Raw genomic sequence first — 17,282 nt, forward strand, 5'->3', positions numbered from 1 at the left:
GTGATTTTCATCCTGTTCAGCGCATCGCCTTCTGCAGGTTCTCATCGATCGAACCCAGGAATTCTTGCGTGGTCTGCCATGGCTGCTCAGGACTGATGAGCAAGGAGAGATCCTTGGTCATCTTGCCTTCTTCGACAGTTTCGATGCAGACCCGCTCAAGGGTCTGAGCGAAGGCGCTCACCTCAGGCGTGCCGTCGAGCATTCCGCGATGCTCGAGTCCGCGGGTCCACGCGAAGATCGAAGCGATCGGGTTGGTCGAGGTTGGATTGCCCTGCTGATGCTGACGGTAGTGACGCGTCACTGTTCCGTGTGCTGCTTCAGCTTCAACAGTCTTGCCGTCTGGACTCATGAGCACGCTGGTCATGAGCCCAAGTGATCCGAAGCCCTGCGCGATGGTGTCGGACTGCACGTCTCCGTCGTAGTTCTTGCAAGCCCAGACGTAACCGCCTTCCCACTTCATTGCGGCGGCAACCATGTCGTCGATAAGGCGGTGCTCGTACTCAATGCCGGCAGCCTCGAACTCTGACTTGAATTCCATCTCGTACACGTCGGCGAAGATGTCCTTGAACTGGCCGTCATAGGCCTTCAGGATCGTGTTCTTGGTCGACAGGTAGACCGGGTAGTTGCGATTGAGCCCATAACGCATTGACGCGCGAGCGAAATCGCGAATCGACTCATCGAGGTTGTACATGCCCATCGCGACACCTGCACCGGGGAAGTCGAATACATCGAACTCCATGGGAGCTGAGCCATCAGTCGGCGTGAAGGTCATGGTGAGCGAACCAGCTGAAGGCACCTTGAAGTCGGTTGCCTTGTACTGGTCACCGAATGCGTGACGTCCCACCACGATCGGCTTGGTCCAACCAGGAACAAGACGCGGAATGTTCGAGATGATGATCGGCTCGCGGAAGATGACGCCACCCAGGATGTTGCGGATCGTGCCGTTGGGCGACTTCCACATCTTCTTCAGGCCGAACTCGTCAACACGGGCCTCATCGGGCGTGATGGTTGCGCACTTCACGCCGACGCCGTACTTCAGAATCGCGTTGGCCGAGTCGACGGTGACCTGATCATCTGTTGCATCGCGGTACTCAATGCCGAGGTCGTAGTACTTGAGGTCGACATCCAGGTACTTCAGGATCAACTCATCCTTGATGAACTTCCAGATGATGCGGGTCATTTCGTCGCCGTCAAGTTCAACGACAGGGTTGGCTACCTTGATCTTGCTCAACGCTTGCTCCTTGTGGGTAGGTGCTGTACGAACTACTGACCAGCTGGATCGCAGCCGGTCGGCGATCTAGCAGTCTAGAGATCCTTGACGTCGGCTTGCTTGGTTTTCACTGCCTCATATGCCTCAACGAGCAGCGCCTGCTCAGCGTCCGTCAACGGAGTTTCCACGATCTTGCGGATGCCACCAGCGCCGAGTTGCGCCTCAACGCCGAGGTAGGCGCCATGAAGGCCATATTCGCCATCGACCCACGCGCACACGGGCATGACGTCGCCGGAATCCTCATGGACCGCCTTGGCCATGCGAGCCGCCGCAGCTGATGGTGCGTAGAAGGCCGAACCAGTCTTGAGCAGTGCCACGATCTCGGCTCCACCGTTGCGGGTCCGCACAACGAGCTCTTCGATCTTCTCTGCGGAAAGCAGGTCCGAAAGTGGCTTGCCATCAACAGTGCAGGCAGAGGCGACGGGAACCATCGTGTCGCCATGCGAACCCAGAGTGAGGGTGGTCACCGTGGCGACGGAGACATTGAGTTCTTCTGCAACGAAGTGAGTGAAGCGGGCAGTGTCGAGCATGCCAGCTTGACCGATGACTCGGGCGTATGGAAAGCCAGTGACGATCTGCGCGAGCGCGGTCATCTCATCCAGTGGGTTGGCAACGTTGATGACGACCGTCTCGGGCGCATGCTTGGCAATGTTCTCGGCGACCTGACGCATGATGCGAGCATTGGTCTCAATGAGATCCATCCGGCTCATGCCAGGCTTGCGAGGCAGGCCTGCAGTGATGACAACGATGTCAGAGCCAGCAATGGCTTCGTATCCCTCGCCATTGGGACCAGTGGTTTGTCCGACAACCTTGGTCTCAAATCCCTCAATCCAGCGAGACTGGTTCAAGTCAAGGGCCAAGCCTTCTGCCTTGCCATCGACCACATCCGTCAGCACCACGGTCTCGAAGATGTCGTACTCCGCCAGACGCATTGCTGTAGTTGAACCATAGAAACCTGCACCGATGACGGCGACCTTGCCACTGCGAGCCATGAACTGCCTTCCAAGGGAATCGGGGTTCAAATCAAAGGCTCAAGGTACTCCAGCAATTGGGGTGCTACCCCTTGAGATTGGGGCCATGTGATGCAAGCCTCACTTGTGCACTACGGCAGTCCACTATGGGCGAGATCGCCGCCACTGCAGGGCAGTTTCGATGAAGCGAGCATTGGCTTCGGGCAGCCCAACGCTGACCCGAACACCCTCTCCGGCGAATGGCCGCACGGCCAGGCCGACCGATTCACAGGCCTGGGCGAAGTCGGAAGTCTGCTCGCCGAGTCGAAGCCAGATGAAGTTCGCTTCGGATTCAGAGGGCGAAAATCCCGCACTTCGCAAACCGATTTCAATGCGCTCACGCTCCACTACTAGCAAGTGCACTCGTTCCAGTGCTTCGTCCTCAGCACCGAGCGCCGCTATCGCAGCGGCTTGCGCAACCGAAGACACTCCAAATGGAATTTGGACCTTGCGCAAGGCCTCCGCCACTGGCTCATGCGCAATACAGAATCCAACACGCAGACCAGCGAGCCCGTATGCCTTGGAAAAAGTTCGAAGTACTGCGACATTCGAGCGATCGCGATATAGATCTATCCCGTCGGGAATGCGGCCCGGATTCACGAACTCGCGGTACGCCTCATCAATGACGATTAAGACATCAGACGGAACCGCGTTCACGAATTTCTCGAGTTCGTCGCGACCAACTGCTGTACCTGTGGGGTTGTTTGGGTTGCACACAAAGATCAATCGAGTGCTGCCGTCAACCGCAGCAAGCATTGCGTTCAAGTCATGACGATCGTTGCTGTCTAGCGGGACTTGCACTGGTGACGCTCCCCCGATCATCGTCACGATGGGATACGACTCAAAGGAGCGCCATGCGAACACAACACTGTCGCCGGGTTCGCTCGTGATGTTCACGAGTTGCTGGGTCAGCGCAACGCTGCCAGTGGCTACTGCCAAATGTGATTGCGGCACTTCAAATCGGACGGACAACGCAGCAATCAACTCCGACGATGCGAAATCTGGATACGACTGCATCGACCCAGCAGCTTCGCGAGCCGCCGCCAACACAGCGGTCAGCGGCGGAAAGGGGTTCTCGTTGCTTGAAAGCTTGTGCGAGGTGACTCCTTGATGGACGGGAGCTGGCTGCCCTGCTTTGTAACTCGGAATCTGACCCAGGACGGCTCGCAGGCGGGGACCTGGGTCTGTGCTCACAACTGAACTATCGCAAAGGGGGCAGCGTTCAGGCACAGGACCTCAATCACGAGGGATTCGGCACCCAGAAGGACATCACCGTCAACCCGACCGCGAGCACCGCCAATGTCGCGACGTCGATTTTCTTGCTTCGCACCACTAACCATCCGGCTTCGGAGTCAGGAAGGATCAAGCGCAAGAAGAGCGCAAGGGTCACGAATGCCGAAAGCATGATTGAACCCCGCCGAAATGACACGAAGGCGACGACAATCAAGGACAGGGCAACGCCAACCAGCACGATGCTGATTGGCCATTGCGGCAAGTTGAGTCGACGCCGACGGCGTGCAGATATCGGGTGCACGGAAGCGAGCGGCTCTTCGCTGTTGGCGGACATCGCAATCAGCCTAATGCGAGTCGAACTACTGTTGACTCTTCAACGACTTGTCCCGAATTCTGTGAGGCCTTCATGACCCTGCTCTTCTCGCCCTTGACCATTCGCGGGGTCGAATTCCCCAACCGCGCTTGGCTGTCCCCTATGTGCCAGTACTCGGCAGTAGACGGGATCGTTGGCGACTGGCACTTGGTCACCCTCGGCGCATACGCAACGGGTAAGGCCGGCCTGGTGATGGCCGAAGCAACAGGAGTTCTGCCGCAGGCGCGAATCAGTCCCGACTGTCCCGGCATCTGGAATCAGGAGCAGGTGACGGCCTGGGCCCGAGTCGTGGATTTCATTCACACTCAGAGTGTCAAGGCTGGAATTCAACTGGCACATGCCGGCCGCAAGGGCTCAATGGCTGCTTCCTGGAATGGGGGCAAGCATGTCTCCATCGAAGACGGTGGATGGAGTGCACCTGCTCCTTCGGCACTTGCCTTTGAGGGGTATCAGACTCCGCATGAAATGACAGTCGACGAAATCCATGCGACCACCAAGGCTTTTGCTGAGGCGGCCGTCCGCGCCCACGAAGCGGGCTTTGATGTTGTGGAGATTCACGCCGCGCACGGCTACCTCCTGCACCAGTTCCTCTCACCCTTGAGCAACGAAAGAACTGATGAGTACGGCGGTTCACTTGAGAATCGGATGCGCTTTCCGATCGCAGTAGCGGCTGCTGTGCGCGCGGCCTTCCCTGAAGACAAGCCAGTATTCGTGCGCATCTCTGCAACCGACTGGGTCGAAGGCGGCTGGGATGTCGAGCAGAGCGTCATGTTCGTGAAAGAGCTTGATCAACTTGGCATCGATCTCATTGACACCTCGTCAGGCGGCAGCGCTGCAGCCGCTGAGATTCCAAATGAGGTGAACTACCAGATCGATCTCGCCGAACAGATTCGTGCGCACACCGGAATCCTTACGGGTGCAGTTGGGCGCATCACCGAGGCCGAACAAGCCGAACTCATCCTCGCATCAGGCAAGGCAGACGTGGTGTTCTTAGCGCGCCAGATGTTGCGCGATCCGCATTGGCCACTGCGCGCTGCACACGAACTCGGCGAACGGGTGCGCTGGGCAAAGCAGATGCGCGGCGGAGCCAGTTGGGTGAGCTAGGTCAACCCAATAGCCGCAGCCAACAACTGGGCCAGACTCTGGATTGCTCTGTCAGCTTCGCCACGCACTCCACTGATTGCTGGAGTCGTGCGGGCAAGTGCCGAAGCAACGATGAATGAATCCTTCGGCCTTCGCTGAGCGCAAACGGTATTGGCGAGCAGTTCCATCGCCGCCTCACCAGGTTCAAAGTGGCGAACGGTTAATGCAGTTGCTCCAGCAATCAGATCGTCTGATGAAAAATTAAGAAAAGCAATGAGATCAACTCCGTGCGGCTCGTGCGCGCGAGCCGACGCGCCACGAATCCAACCTTGACCTTCGCGTAACTTGATGTGGCGTGGCCAGCCATAGACCAGATATGACAGCGGATCAACAACGGCGTACTCATCGCTCAACACATTCCAGCCAGCGGCGTCAGCTGCCGCAGCCAGGCTGGACTTGCCAATGAACGACGGGCCTGGCAGTAGCAGCACCCGCCCGAGATGCTCCAGCAACGCAGCATGAATCGCAACGCCACTGCTCAGATGCTCGGCTGCGAAGAGCGCGAATTCAGATTCCAGCATCGACATTGATACCGGCTCGCTCGCGTCAACAGCCCAATGGAATTCGGCTTCTGGCACATCTGCTGACTCGTCCACCGAGGCCGCTCGCTGCAAGCCGATCAGCGGCCAGATCGATTCCAAGGAGTCAGCACCGCCGTTGAAGATTTCAATGCGAGCCAGCACCCCATCTTGGGCCTGCCCCCACACAAGTGCATCCATCTGCAGACTTACTCAGAGTTGGATCGGTTGTAGCCGTAGGCCTTGCCGTAATACGTGCCGTAGCCATAGCCGTAGTAGCTGTATGCATCTCGCTTGGAGGTATCCACGCTGTTCACCACCGCCCCGACAAGCGGAGCATTCACCTTGCGCATCTGTTCAACTGCAGCTCGAAGATCACGCTTGGTCACCATTCCCGAACGTGCGACCAGCACTGACGTATCAACCATGGTCGAGATGACCAGAGCGTCACTCAGACCAAGAATCGGCGGACTATCGACCAGGATGAGATCGAACTGGGTGCCAAGTTCGGTGAGCAGTTCTCGCGTCTTGCCGCTTTCTAGGAGTTCGGAAGGGTCCGACGGTATTGGGCCCGATGGCAGAACACACAGCCCTTCTACCCTGTCGATCGCCACGATTGCCTGTTCGCGTGTGCCCAAATCGGCAAGGTAGGTCGTGAAGCCAGTGTCATTGCTGAGACCAAAGAAGGTATGAAGGCGGGGTCTGCGCAGATCCAGATCGATCAGCAGAACACTGCGACCAGTAAGTGCCAGGGCCACGGCCAGATTCGCGACGGTTGTCGTCTTTCCATCCTGGGGCAATGGGCTGGTCACCTGCATCACATGAACCGGCGTATCGACTCGGATGTACTGCAGCGCAGTTCGCAGACCACGATAGGACTCGGCGATGCCGGATGTCGGTGCTTCAAGGACCGCCAAGTGCGTTTCAGATACCAGCCCCCAGTCACGATCAAGAGGAACGAAGCCGAGGATCGGCAGCCCACCTGTGGTCGCCTCAAATTCAGCCACGCCCTTGACCACATCGTTGAAATGCTCGCGGCCGAAGACGATGCCAACACCGAGCAGAACACCCATGAGGAGCGAAAGCAGAACTGTGCGTCGATTATTCGGCGCGAATGGCGATGTCGGGGTGACCGCCGGATCCAATACCTCCACCCGGCCTTGCTCAATGAATCTCGCACTGTCACCAAGACTGGACAACTGCTGCTGATAGGTGCGCTGCTGACTGCGCATGTCCTGGACATCTGGGAGCGTTGAGGTGCTTGCGGCCCGTGGATTCTCGCCCTTGGCGCGGAGCCGCCCTTCAACGTCGGTCAGACGAGCGAGCAGGACTGTGCGGGCGCTGGCGTTCAGTTCGAGATCTGAGGTTTTCACAAGTTCGCCGAATACCTCGGCATAAGCATTTGCCGTCTCGGATGCGATTTCAGGCGAAGTCGAATAGCCGGTGATCAGAATATTCGAGGTTTGGGGGGACAAAAGCGCGATGTTCGCCTCGACAGGCTGGCCGAGCTTCTTCGTGACTAACTCAGCGGTAGCCGAGGAAGCAAGAATCTGGATCTGCGTTTGCACCTCAGCGCTTGAGACACTGCCACTGGAATTGACCACCGCGACGATTGGGTTCAGCGAGACTACAGCCGAAGCCTGATACTGCGGAGTCTGTCGTGAACTCCAAGCGTAGCCAAGCACTACCGCTACAACAGCGCAGAGCGCAATGATCTTCCAACCGCGCAGAAACACCGCTACGAGATAGCGGATGTCAAAAACGCTTGGCCTGTCCTGCACAGGCGTCACCATGGAACTCTCCAAGTCTCAATCACCTTGTCACGCCTGCCGAATGTAGAAGATACCGCGCGCACCGGCGCCGCCTGTCGCCGTTTGCGCCGCCGCCGCCGGCGGTGCGATTCGCCATGCCGGACAATACGGCCATCGTAGTCTTGCCTCCCTGACGGGCATTGGTACCGGCGGCCCGCCAGTGAGCTTCCGCCACCACCACTAGAGCCCACCACGATCCCAATTGTCGCCCCACACTCAGTGACCGCGTTGTACCCAGTGGCTGCAATGGGGATGAGTTCATCAGGAACGATGAAATGACCATCTTGTAGAAGTTCGACGATGTGCGCACTGTCACCGCTCAGGCGGAAAACTGGAACCTGACCGGGGCCCAGAGCCAACAAATCGCGGCCTACGCGCTCAAGAGATGAATACGGTGAGAGCGAATAGGTGACTGAATCACGTGCAGTCACCACGTATCGCTCCCAACGGACTCATGATGAAAAGATATCACCCAGGCAAGGCAAGAGCCCCGAGCGCGAGTTCAGGCCTGACGAAGCATGAATACTCCACGAGCACCGGTACCACCGGAAGCCGTTTGGGCGCCACCACCACCGCCTGCTCGATTGACAATTGCATTTAATCCAGCGGTATTCAAGGTCGATCCAGCTCCGGCACCCGCGCCAGCGGTGCCGCCGGTCGCACTGCCACCACCGCCACCGCCTGACCCGACGACAGAGCCCAGAGTTGAGCCAAACTCGGTTATCGCGTCATATCCAGTCCCACCAGTGCCACCAGTGGTTGAATTCCCTGTGCCGGAAACCGCATTTCCACCAACTGTTGACTGGCCACCGCCACCGCCACCGCCGAACTGATTTCCGTTGCCGCTCGGAATGCCCGCGCCTCCCCCTAATCCGTCGGTTCCCGCGGCGTCCGCTGCCTCAGCCACGGAACTCACATACCCGCCGCCGCCGCCCGAACCATACGTGCCGACGGATTCGGTGCCGCCACCCTTGCCTGGTGCGCCGCCGTAGCCGGTGATGGTTCCCAGAGTTGAGCTCGTGGCCGTGGAATTGCCACCCTGGGTTGCCGCTGTTGGCCCCGCGATAGTGCCACCGTTTCCACCTGCACCCAAGCCGATGGTGATGGTCTCGCCATTGGGAATGGCAACTGTTGCTGAGACGTAGGCGCCACCGCCACCGCCACCGCCACCATCACCGGCAGTAGTGACCCCGCATCCGCCACCGCCACCGCCACCCACCAGCAGGATCTTCACGCTGTGCGCGCGGAGGACCTGGAAGGTTGAGTTACCGCCGGTGGTGCCGGTCAACCTCCAACTCGGCAGCACCGTGCCCGACACCGTGACTGTGCCGGTGGTCCACGTGCCACCAGTGCCATTGCCGGTCGTCGCCCAGTTCGTTGATGCGGCCGCCGCCGCGGTCGGCAGGGCGAGCACCGCCAGCCCGGCGGCCCCACCGATGCCCAGGGCCAGCGCCCTTCGGCGTGTGTAGAAACCATGTGACCACGGACCTGAGCCGATCACGACGCCACGATCCAAGAGGGTTTCGGCGACCGGAATGAGTTCGTCCGGCAGCCGATGTTGCCCGTCATTCAGCAGATCGATGACCCGAGCGCTATCGCCGCTCAATCGGAAGACTGACTCCTGATCAGGACCGAGCACCAGCCATTCGCGGCCAACTCGCTCGAATTGAGCGTGCGGTGACAGGACGTATGAGACCACTCCCAATACGCCAAATGAATGGTGGTTCTTGCCCCCCATGATCACAATCTACCCGCATGCCGCTCAAATCCAAGGGGCGCATGTCTGCGACGCGTCCTAGGCTCCTGTCATGAGAGGTGCCCACGCAGGACTCGCCTCGGCTCAAGTGGATTTACTCGTGAAGATTGTCCACCACGCCTTAGATGCGGAAACGGCCCAAAACGGGCAGCAGAGTGCCTCGGCTCGGGTCGACCTTTCCTTGCTGGATGAGGGTGAATTCCTGCGCGCAGCACGTGAGCACCGCGTGGAGCAGCTTCTGTCCAATCAGGGCACTGCAGTAGGTATTCCCTCCAGAGTCGTCGATGAGCTCCAGGAACTCAGCATCGAGTCATCGCTCCAAGCCCTCACGCTTGCCACCGAACTCACACGCATCTGGGCCGCATTTGACCATGCCGGAATCCGCAGCTGCACCTTCAAAGGGGTGGCCCTGAGCCAGTTGACCACGGCGAGCCTCACCGCTCGAGGTGCCGGGGACATGGATTTCCTGCTCGAGGAAGCCGACCTGCTCGCAGCCGCCGACTTGCTCATCGCTGATGGGTGGCAGCTGGACGGCTTCACCCAGCAACAATTGCACGATTGGTGGCCCTGGATCAGGTGGAGCATAAGAGCGATCACGCTCAACGGACCGCGAGCACAGCTCGACATCCACTGGCATCTCGCCAAGGAGCGCTCACTGCTTCCAGGCACCACTGCACTCCTCCATCGCTCAGAAGAGATGGAGATAGCCGGAGACCGGGTGCTCACGTTGAGTCGTCACGATTCCCTGATGGCGGCCTGCTACCACCTCCATCACGATCGCTACCGTTCCTTGCGCCAAGTCATTGATGTGTCTCGGCTGCTGCGCGGGCAAGTCAATCCCGTCGTCGGCACCAAGCGCGATCTGGCGGTGACCCGCGCCTCTTCCAGCTTGGCCTTCCGCCTACTCGGCGGTCCTTCGGCACAACAGTTTGAGTCAACCGGACTTCAGATCCATAACATTCAGGCCCAGCGCAGGCAGTGGGATCGCAATCGCCTCTACCCGCTCTCAGGGCGACCCGCTACCTCCAGCATCGAGCAAATCCAATGGGGGTACGAGAACTATCGCTACGGCAGGATCCCTGTTGAGTTCGCACGACTCTTGGTCTCCTACGCTCTCGCCCGGCCAGAGTCGCTGCCGCACGATTCCGGCCCTTTGACTCTGAGCGAACTCACGCGCTCCATAGCCGGTCATGCACGAGCCAGGATCCGTCGAGGTCCTATCAAGAACCCTGAATAAGCCAAGAACCTGCCTCAAGAACAGGCTGCCTCGTCCGCGATCGAGATCTCGGGATCGATAGCCATCGACTGCGTGATGACTCGCGCAGCCACACCCAGCACACGTGGCTGGCCGAAGCTCACATCCAAGACGCGTTTCTGACCCTGATTGATTGGCAGGTAGATGTACCAGACCTGCCGGTTGCGCTCATGACCCAGATACATCGGCGCGTTCTTTCCGTCGATGGTCGCCGAATTGAAGTTCGAGTTGACTGGCGGGTAGACCGCGAGAACGGTGCTCGTGGAATTCGCCGGCGCGCTGTAATCGTCATATCTGTCATAGGTGCCGAGCCCTCGCGGCAGGCCCTTCGGCGCATTGTTGGTGAGGGTGATCGCAATTGTGGACTGCCGAGTTGCATCTGAACAACTGCCGACTCGGTAGTCAATCGCAGTGCTCACAAATGCGTCCATCTTGCTGCCTGCAGAGTTATTGGACACCACAGCAATGACCGGACCTGCAGTGTCCAGCACCACTCCCCCCACCGCAGTCTGTGCCAGCCAGGACTCCTCTTTCGGCCGGTCGCTCCAGGCGCGCATATGTCCCTGCGCGATCGGCTCACGCAGCGCATTGACCAAGGCACTTGGATCCAGCGGAACCGAGAGGAACTTTGCAAGAATTGCCTGCACTACAGCCATCGTCACGTCGTCACGAACTCGCTCATCGCGGTATTTTGCATAGACGTCAACCATGAAGAACTTCTCGGCGTTCTCGGCGGTGACGGTCTGCCCACTAGCTGCGATAGGACCGATCACCTTCAGCAAGGCCGCAACCATTCGCGGATCAACCGCGACGACTCCGCCTACCGGCTCACCGCGAGCAGCCATCCCGGCGGCAGCCAATTTGGCAACCATCGGAAAGTGCGGTGATTGATTGAAGCTGTTCCAGGCCTTCAACCTCTTGCCCCACAGGCTTTTGGAGTCAGCGGGCGCACTTCCATCGGGGATGGCGTGTTTTGAAAGGTCATTACTCGTGCCAACAGAGCGCACGTTGAGTCGGCCATCCTTCGCAGTGACGGTCAGATAGCCGCCGGGAAAGCCACCAGAACCGCGGGCTTCTGCGGGATTCTGAAGCATCACCAACCAAGTTCGAGCGCCATCCGCGCCCACGAGCGAGGGACCCCACGTGGCGAGGTCTGCCGCCGCGGTCACTGCGTCTGCCGAATTCACAGCAAGATCGCGCACCTCATTCACAGCCGTGACCAGACTCTGCGGGGCGTGACTGAGGTTAACTTCCTGCAATCGTGCTCCGGACACTGCCAGCACTCTTCCGAGCTCTCGAATCTCAGGCGCCGCCTTGGCAAGTGATGAAAGATCGAATGAACCGTCATTTCCTTGCAGCTGCCAATGCACCACCTGCTGCGCATAGGGCACAAGTGGCTGGGCAGCTATGAGGATTTCTTCAACAGAAGTGGCCAAATCGCCGACTGCACCGGCAGAACTGCCGACCACTGGGATCATGCTGAGCAATCGCCATGACAGTGAGTGCGTGGATGCATCGAGCGCTTGCGACTCCTGCCGAGCTTGCACAAGCAGTGGATCAACCTTGACCCAATCGCGCGCTTGTACGACATTGCGCAACTGGGTCAGCGTTGATTTGGTCGTCAACGCCTGCTGGTAGGTGCCGCGCCAGGAGATAGCCAGCGCGACGCCAATCCCGATGAGCAGTGCAACGACTGCAAGCGCCGATGCGAATGCAGCGGGACTTCGCAATCCCTTGCGAGACTTCTCACTTCGCATCTGCACCAAGGAAGTCTTACATCGGCGTCAATGCCTGCGCTCGCCGCATCGGAGCCACTCGCGAACTGATGCTAGATTTTCCATTCGATTGAGCCCACGGAACAGGTGCACGCGTGAATCGTGACGATGAAGTGGTTGCTGCTTTTGGCGACGAGTGGTCGCGATTTGATCAGTCGGACCTGAGCCAAGCAGATCGCGAACAGGCCTTCGCCAAGTACTTCGGCATCTTTCCATGGGATCGCCTGCCCAGTGCTTCTGCTGGATTGGACATTGGCTGCGGCAGCGGGCGCTGGGCTGCAATGGTCGCTCCCAGAGTCGGCTCACTGATCTGTATCGATGCCAGCCCTGAGGCGGCCAAAGTGGCCGAGCAGAACCTCGCGCACCTCCATAACTGCACCGTCGTGGTTGCCAGCGTGGATTCGCTGCCGGTGGCGGCAGGTTCAATGGACTTCGCTTACAGCCTTGGCGTACTGCATCACGTCCCGGACACCCAAGCCGCGATCCGCAGCTGCGCTGAGACGCTCAAGCCCGGAGCTCCGCTACTGGTGTATCTCTACTACTCATTTGAGAATCGGCCGCGCTGGTTCAGAGCCCTGTGGCGCATATCGAATGTCTTACGCCAGACGATCAGTCACTCGCCAGCAGCCGTGCGCAACACCACCTGCGAAGTCATCGCATCGACGGTCTACTGGCCCATGGCAAGAGCAGGAGCCCTCGGCTCCCGACTCGGCGCGCATACGGAGGGCTGGCCCTTGTCCACCTATCAGCACATGTCCTACTACGTGATGCGAACTGATGCCCGCGATCGATTTGGCACCCGACTCGAACAACGGTTCAGTCGAGCCGAAATTGAGACGATGTTGCTCGCCGCCGGCCTCACTGACATCACCTTCGCAGAACATATGCCGTACTGGTGTGCAGTCGGCTTTCGCGCACCGACCGAGTGAATCGCGGTGGGCTACCGCAGCCAATCAAGCACTGACGCAATGCCCTCAGAGAACGCAATTGCGCGGGCCTGCGGGAAGAGCTCGGTCAGCAAGGCCGGATCATTCATCGAATTGCGCACGTCGCCTGCTCGCGCTGCAAGCGAGACGACCTCCATCACTATTCCGAGCTGGCGATTGAGCTCTGCGATGACATCGTTGACAGAAATGCTCTGACCAAAGGCCAGATTGACTGGCGTCTGCCATCCAAAGCGGCGATCAAGAGCATCGATGATGACCGCAACGACCGAATCCACATGTGTGAAATCACGAGTCTGATTGCCGTCTCCGTGAATCTCGATTGGCAGCCCATGCAGCCCGTTCCACGCAAATCTGGGAATCACCGCTGCGTAATCGTGATCGGGACGCTGCCACGGGCCGTACACATTGAAGAAGCGCAACACGAGCACATCCATGTCGTACACCTCGCGGTAGGCAAGGGCATATGACTCTGCGGCCATCTTGCTGGCGGCGTATGGCGAGATCGGCTGCATCCACATCTCCTCCCGTTTCGGCAGCACTGTGTTAGCGCCATACACCGAGGAGGAAGAGGAGAAGATGACGTGCGCGCCTGTCGTTCGGGCAGCTGCCAACACATTCAGCGTGCCTGTTGCGTTGACCAGATGCGTGGCTTCGGGCTCTTGGATCGAACGAGGAACCGAACCGCGCGCCGCTAGGTGCACAATCGCATCGGCTCCTCGGACTGCTGAATCCACCGCCAGCGGATCCGCGATAGAGCCGAGGACGAGTTCAGCGCCTGTACCGTCCAGATTGGATTCAAGCCCAGTTGAGAGATCATCGAGCACCACAACCTTGTGGTGAAGACCCACCAGGGCCCGCACCAAGTTGGAGCCGATAAAACCGGCTCCTCCAGTCACCAGAATTCTCACAACACACCATCATGCCGTTCCCCCGTCATTCCGAGAGTCGTGGCTCATGAATCTCCAAATCCCCGCCATTGACGTAGAGTTACGCGAAGCGCCCAAGACGCTTGGCGCTGGTCGGTAGATCCACACAGTGAAGAGTTAGGAGCAGTAGTGCGGACGCTTGTCACTGGTGGGGCCGGGTTCATCGGATCCCATCTTGTTGACCGTCTGGTCGAACAAGGGGATTCAGTTGTGATCCTCGACGATCTCTCAACGGGTCGCCACGAGAACATCCGCCAGCACGCTGACAATCCACAGGTCGAGTTCATCTTGGGCTCGATTTTGAAAGCCGATGTTGTTGATGCTGCGATGGCAAACGTCGAGCGCGTGTTCCACCTGGCAGCCGCAGTTGGAGTCAACCTGATTGTTCAGCGGCCCCTGGAGAGTCTGGCGACAAATGTGCGGGGCAGTGACATCGTTCTTGAGAAATGCCACAAATACGGCCGCAAGGTGCTCGTCACCTCCACCAGCGAGATCTATGGCAAGAACACCTCTGATGCCCTCAATGAAGAGGACGACCGGATACTCGGCTCGCCGCTGAAATCCCGCTGGTCCTACAGCGCAGCGAAATCCATTGAAGAGGTCCTCGCATACGGCTACTGGAGCGAGAAGGGTCTGCCCACAGTCATCGCTCGCCTGTTCAACACCGTTGGCCCACGCCAGGTGGGCCAATACGGCATGGTGGTTCCGCGTCTCGTGGATCAAGCCTTGCGCAATGCGCCCATCACAGTGTTCGGTGATGGCACCCAAACGCGCTGCTTCTGCCACGTTGGAGACTCAGTGACAGCGCTGATCGGACTCATGGAAAACCGAGAGGCTGAGGGGCGCGTCTTCAACGTAGGGAATGCCAAAGAAATTTCCATGATGAATCTGGCTCGAGCCATTCGCGAGCAACTCGGATCCGACAGCGAGATCACCCTGGTGCCCTATGAGCAGGCCTATGGGGCCGGCTTTGAGGACATGCAGCGTCGTCGCCCCGATCTCTCGCGTATCTTCGAGCTGCTGGGTTGGGAACCCCAACTCACTCTTGAGCAGATCATCAAGGATGTCTCAACAGACTTGCGGTCCCGGACTGCGTAATGAACTCGCTCCCCGTTTTCAGCGCGGCCCTGGTTTTTCTTGGGGCTCTGGCACTCAGCGCAACTCTGGTCTGGCTCAGCATCGCGGTCGCACATCGCTTTGAAGTTCTGGACAGGCCTGATGGCGGTCGCAAGCTGCAGACGTATGCCATCCCCAAACTTGGCGGGGTGGCTATCGCTATCGCCTTTACTGCCTCATCTCTTTGGTTGCTCTCGCGCAGTGAGGAGTCGCATGTCCTGGATGAAGCCCTTGGTTTCCTGCTTCCCGCCATCGCCGCCGCCGCAATTGGATATGCCGATGACAAACGGGGGCTGAGCCCAAATCTTCGATTGTTTCTTCAGGCATGTGTCGGCGTGGCAATCGCCTTTGCGCTGCATGACACCGTGAATATCACCGGGTCGACCTTCATAGATTCTGCGCTAATCGTGTTGTGGGTGATGGCACTCATCAACGGGGTCAACCTGCTTGACAATTCCGACGGCTTGGCTGGCGCAACAGTGCTCGTTTCAGCACTGGCGAGTTCCGCTGTGGCGATCCTTGGTGGCCAATATCTGATCGCTGCTCTGGGCCTTGCGCTCGCTGGCACAGCAGCCGGTTTCCTGGCGCTCAATTGGAATCCGGCTCGCGTCTACATGGGCGACTCAGGCGCGTATTTTCTCGGAGCCATGCTCGCCGCACTCACCATGCAACTCAAGGTGTCCTATGCACACATGCCATGGACCCTGGCCATCCCACTTCTGCTCGCCTCGCTGCCACTGCTGGATACCAGTTTCGTGGTGATCTCCAGACTGCATCGCCGCATCAACCCGTTTACCGCGGGGCGCGATCACCTCAGCCATCGCCTGCAAGGGGCTGGCCTCAGCGTGCGCAGTTCCGTTGTCACCCTCGAAATCCTGCTTCTCCTCACTGGGGTCGGTGCCTTCGCCATCACCTTGAGCAGTCGATGATCGGTTCCGCATCCATCAATGCCCTCCTGGTTATTTTCGTATTGGGGGCTCTTGGCCTCACGCTCAGCCTGTTCGTGGGCACTCTCACCAACACTCTGGCCCCATGCGTGATCAGTTTCATCGGGCACGCTGGCTTGAGCATTTTTATCATGTATGAGTTTGGGCTGGACGCAATCGGGCCTGATGCTTCGAGTTACCACGACGTGGCTTCCCGGATGGCCGACGCCTTCGCGGGCACCGGACCTTCCGTCCCCTTCGCCGAGGGAAAAGAGGGGTGGATCTACGTCCTCGGCGCGATCTATCTGGTCTTCGGCAAGCAGCCTGAAGCGGGACTGTTGGTCATCGCGATGATGATGGCGATCGTGCCAGCCATCATGGCCAGCAGTTCACGAATGATGGGCTGGGGCTCAAGTGCTCAGACGGCTGCCTGGTTCTCTGTGCTCCTGCCTGCACTCGTCATCTGGCCCAGCAGCATCCTGCGCGAGGGGCCGTCAATCTTCCTGCTGTCGCTCATGGTGCTCGCCGTTGGCTTGTATCACTTAGGTCGCGTTGTGCCCGCCGGAGCGCTGCTCGTTGCTGCCACCTTCGGCATGATGTGGATCCGCCCAACCATCGGCATTGCGGCGCTCGCGGGCATCGCGCTTGCCACCATTCTTGTTCCGTGGCGTAGGAATACCGGGACTATCGGCGCCTTGGTCTTTCTCTTGCCATCCATGCTTGCGTTGCCCTTTGGACTGATCCGCGGCGGTAGTGCATTTGATCTCACGACTGCTGGCACCCTTCGCGAGAATCTCACCCTAGGCGCTTCGACAAGCACTGGCGCTACATCCGAGGGCTGGGATTCCTTCGAAGGGGCCGCTCTCAGCATGTTGCACGACTTGCCCGGTGCAAGCTTTGGGCCATTTCTCTGGCAGATTGGATCCCAGCCTTTGACTCTGGCTGTAGATGGCGTCACCTTCCTCGCGCTGATAATACTGGCGGTCGTTGCATTGCGGCGGAGCAATTTGCGACGCGAGGTGATCGCCCTGCTGCTGCCGTCAATTGGCGTGCTGATCGTTGTTGCTGCCGCATTTGGCAACTACGGCTTCGCCGTGCGGCAGCGAAGTCAGGCAGCGGTGTTCCTGATTCCCATTGCTGCCGCGGGCTGGATACTGCTTCGTCAGCGCCATCGCCCTCCAACACCACAGGATGAGATTGCCCGAACCCATGCCTAGGCGCAT

General features: G+C 59.1%; 15 protein-coding genes. 6 read left to right on the forward strand and 9 right to left on the reverse strand.

The features are described from left to right. Positions 1-16: 16 nt before the first annotated feature. The 4 genes from Q7L55_09955 to Q7L55_09970 form a co-directional block, all read right to left on the reverse strand. Complete coding sequence (locus Q7L55_09955; protein MDO8732873.1) at positions 17-1,231, reverse strand: NADP-dependent isocitrate dehydrogenase; 1,215 nt, start codon at positions 1,229-1,231, stop codon at positions 17-19. A gap of 74 nt (positions 1,232-1,305) precedes the next feature. Then, positions 1,306-2,262, reverse strand: coding sequence for a malate dehydrogenase (mdh, locus tag Q7L55_09960; protein ID MDO8732874.1), 957 nt, complete (start codon positions 2,260-2,262; stop codon positions 1,306-1,308). Positions 2,263-2,385: 123 nt separating this feature from the next. Continuing rightward, positions 2,386-3,474 (reverse strand): histidinol-phosphate transaminase, encoded by a 1,089-nt coding sequence (gene hisC / locus Q7L55_09965; GenBank protein ID MDO8732875.1) that lies wholly within the window; start codon positions 3,472-3,474, stop codon positions 2,386-2,388. A gap of 46 nt (positions 3,475-3,520) precedes the next feature. Then, positions 3,521-3,847 (reverse strand): DUF3017 domain-containing protein, encoded by a 327-nt coding sequence (locus tag Q7L55_09970; GenBank protein ID MDO8732876.1) that lies wholly within the window; start codon positions 3,845-3,847, stop codon positions 3,521-3,523. A 72-nt stretch (positions 3,848-3,919) separates the two neighbouring features. Here Q7L55_09970 and Q7L55_09975 point away from each other — a divergent pair, with 72 nt between their 5' ends. Continuing rightward, a complete protein-coding gene (locus Q7L55_09975; GenBank protein MDO8732877.1) occupies positions 3,920-4,990 on the forward strand; it encodes an NADH:flavin oxidoreductase/NADH oxidase in 1,071 nt (356 codons plus the stop codon). Here the strand turns inward: Q7L55_09975 and Q7L55_09980 are convergent. The 3 genes from Q7L55_09980 to Q7L55_09990 all read right to left on the reverse strand — a co-directional run bounded on the left by Q7L55_09980 (position 4,987) and on the right by Q7L55_09990 (position 9,096). Next, positions 4,987-5,748, reverse strand: coding sequence for a hypothetical protein (locus tag Q7L55_09980; protein ID MDO8732878.1), 762 nt, complete (start codon positions 5,746-5,748; stop codon positions 4,987-4,989). The two genes, Q7L55_09975 and Q7L55_09980, sit on opposite strands and share 4 nt — an antisense overlap. A gap of 8 nt (positions 5,749-5,756) precedes the next feature. Further along, entirely contained in the window at positions 5,757-7,340 is a 1,584-nt protein-coding gene (locus Q7L55_09985) for a polysaccharide biosynthesis tyrosine autokinase (GenBank protein MDO8732879.1), read from the reverse strand. A 520-nt stretch (positions 7,341-7,860) separates the two neighbouring features. Continuing rightward, complete coding sequence (locus Q7L55_09990) at positions 7,861-9,096, reverse strand: hypothetical protein (GenBank protein ID MDO8732880.1); 1,236 nt, start codon at positions 9,094-9,096, stop codon at positions 7,861-7,863. A 70-nt stretch (positions 9,097-9,166) separates the two neighbouring features. Here Q7L55_09990 and Q7L55_09995 point away from each other — a divergent pair, with 70 nt between their 5' ends. Beyond that, a complete protein-coding gene (locus Q7L55_09995; GenBank protein ID MDO8732881.1) occupies positions 9,167-10,351 on the forward strand; it encodes a nucleotidyltransferase family protein in 1,185 nt (394 codons plus the stop codon). A gap of 14 nt (positions 10,352-10,365) precedes the next feature. Here the strand turns inward: Q7L55_09995 and Q7L55_10000 are convergent, their stop codons facing one another. After that, the gene (locus tag Q7L55_10000; GenBank protein MDO8732882.1) at positions 10,366-12,126 is read right to left on the reverse strand and encodes a DUF4012 domain-containing protein; all 1,761 of its coding nucleotides are present in this window, start codon (positions 12,124-12,126) and stop codon (positions 10,366-10,368) included. Positions 12,127-12,239: 113 nt separating this feature from the next. Here Q7L55_10000 and Q7L55_10005 point away from each other — a divergent pair, with 113 nt between their 5' ends. Further along, positions 12,240-13,073 carry a class I SAM-dependent methyltransferase gene (locus tag Q7L55_10005; GenBank protein ID MDO8732883.1) on the forward strand — a complete coding sequence of 278 codons (834 nt, stop codon included), beginning with the start codon at positions 12,240-12,242 and terminating at the stop codon, positions 13,071-13,073. Between the two features lie 11 nt (positions 13,074-13,084). On the opposite strand, the gene Q7L55_10010 is transcribed toward Q7L55_10005, so the two are convergent. Further along, entirely contained in the window at positions 13,085-13,999 is a 915-nt protein-coding gene (locus Q7L55_10010) for an NAD-dependent epimerase/dehydratase family protein (protein MDO8732884.1), read from the reverse strand. A 147-nt stretch (positions 14,000-14,146) separates the two neighbouring features. Here Q7L55_10010 and Q7L55_10015 point away from each other — a divergent pair, with 147 nt between their 5' ends. The 3 genes from Q7L55_10015 to Q7L55_10025 are packed head-to-tail and all read left to right on the forward strand — an operon-like array spanning position 14,147 to position 17,276. Beyond that, complete coding sequence (locus Q7L55_10015) at positions 14,147-15,115, forward strand: GDP-mannose 4,6-dehydratase (GenBank protein MDO8732885.1); 969 nt, start codon at positions 14,147-14,149, stop codon at positions 15,113-15,115. Continuing rightward, positions 15,115-16,062: an MraY family glycosyltransferase gene (locus Q7L55_10020; protein ID MDO8732886.1), complete on the forward strand. Its 948-nt coding sequence runs from the start codon at positions 15,115-15,117 to the stop codon at positions 16,060-16,062. The genes Q7L55_10015 and Q7L55_10020 overlap by 1 nt, the downstream gene beginning before the upstream one ends. Next, entirely contained in the window at positions 16,059-17,276 is a 1,218-nt protein-coding gene (locus Q7L55_10025) for a hypothetical protein (protein MDO8732887.1), read from the forward strand. The genes Q7L55_10020 and Q7L55_10025 overlap by 4 nt, the downstream gene beginning before the upstream one ends. Positions 17,277-17,282 lie beyond the last annotated feature (6 nt).

The organism is Actinomycetota bacterium, assembly GCA_030650795.1.
Classification (GTDB): Bacteria; Actinomycetota; Actinomycetes; order S36-B12; family S36-B12; genus UBA11398.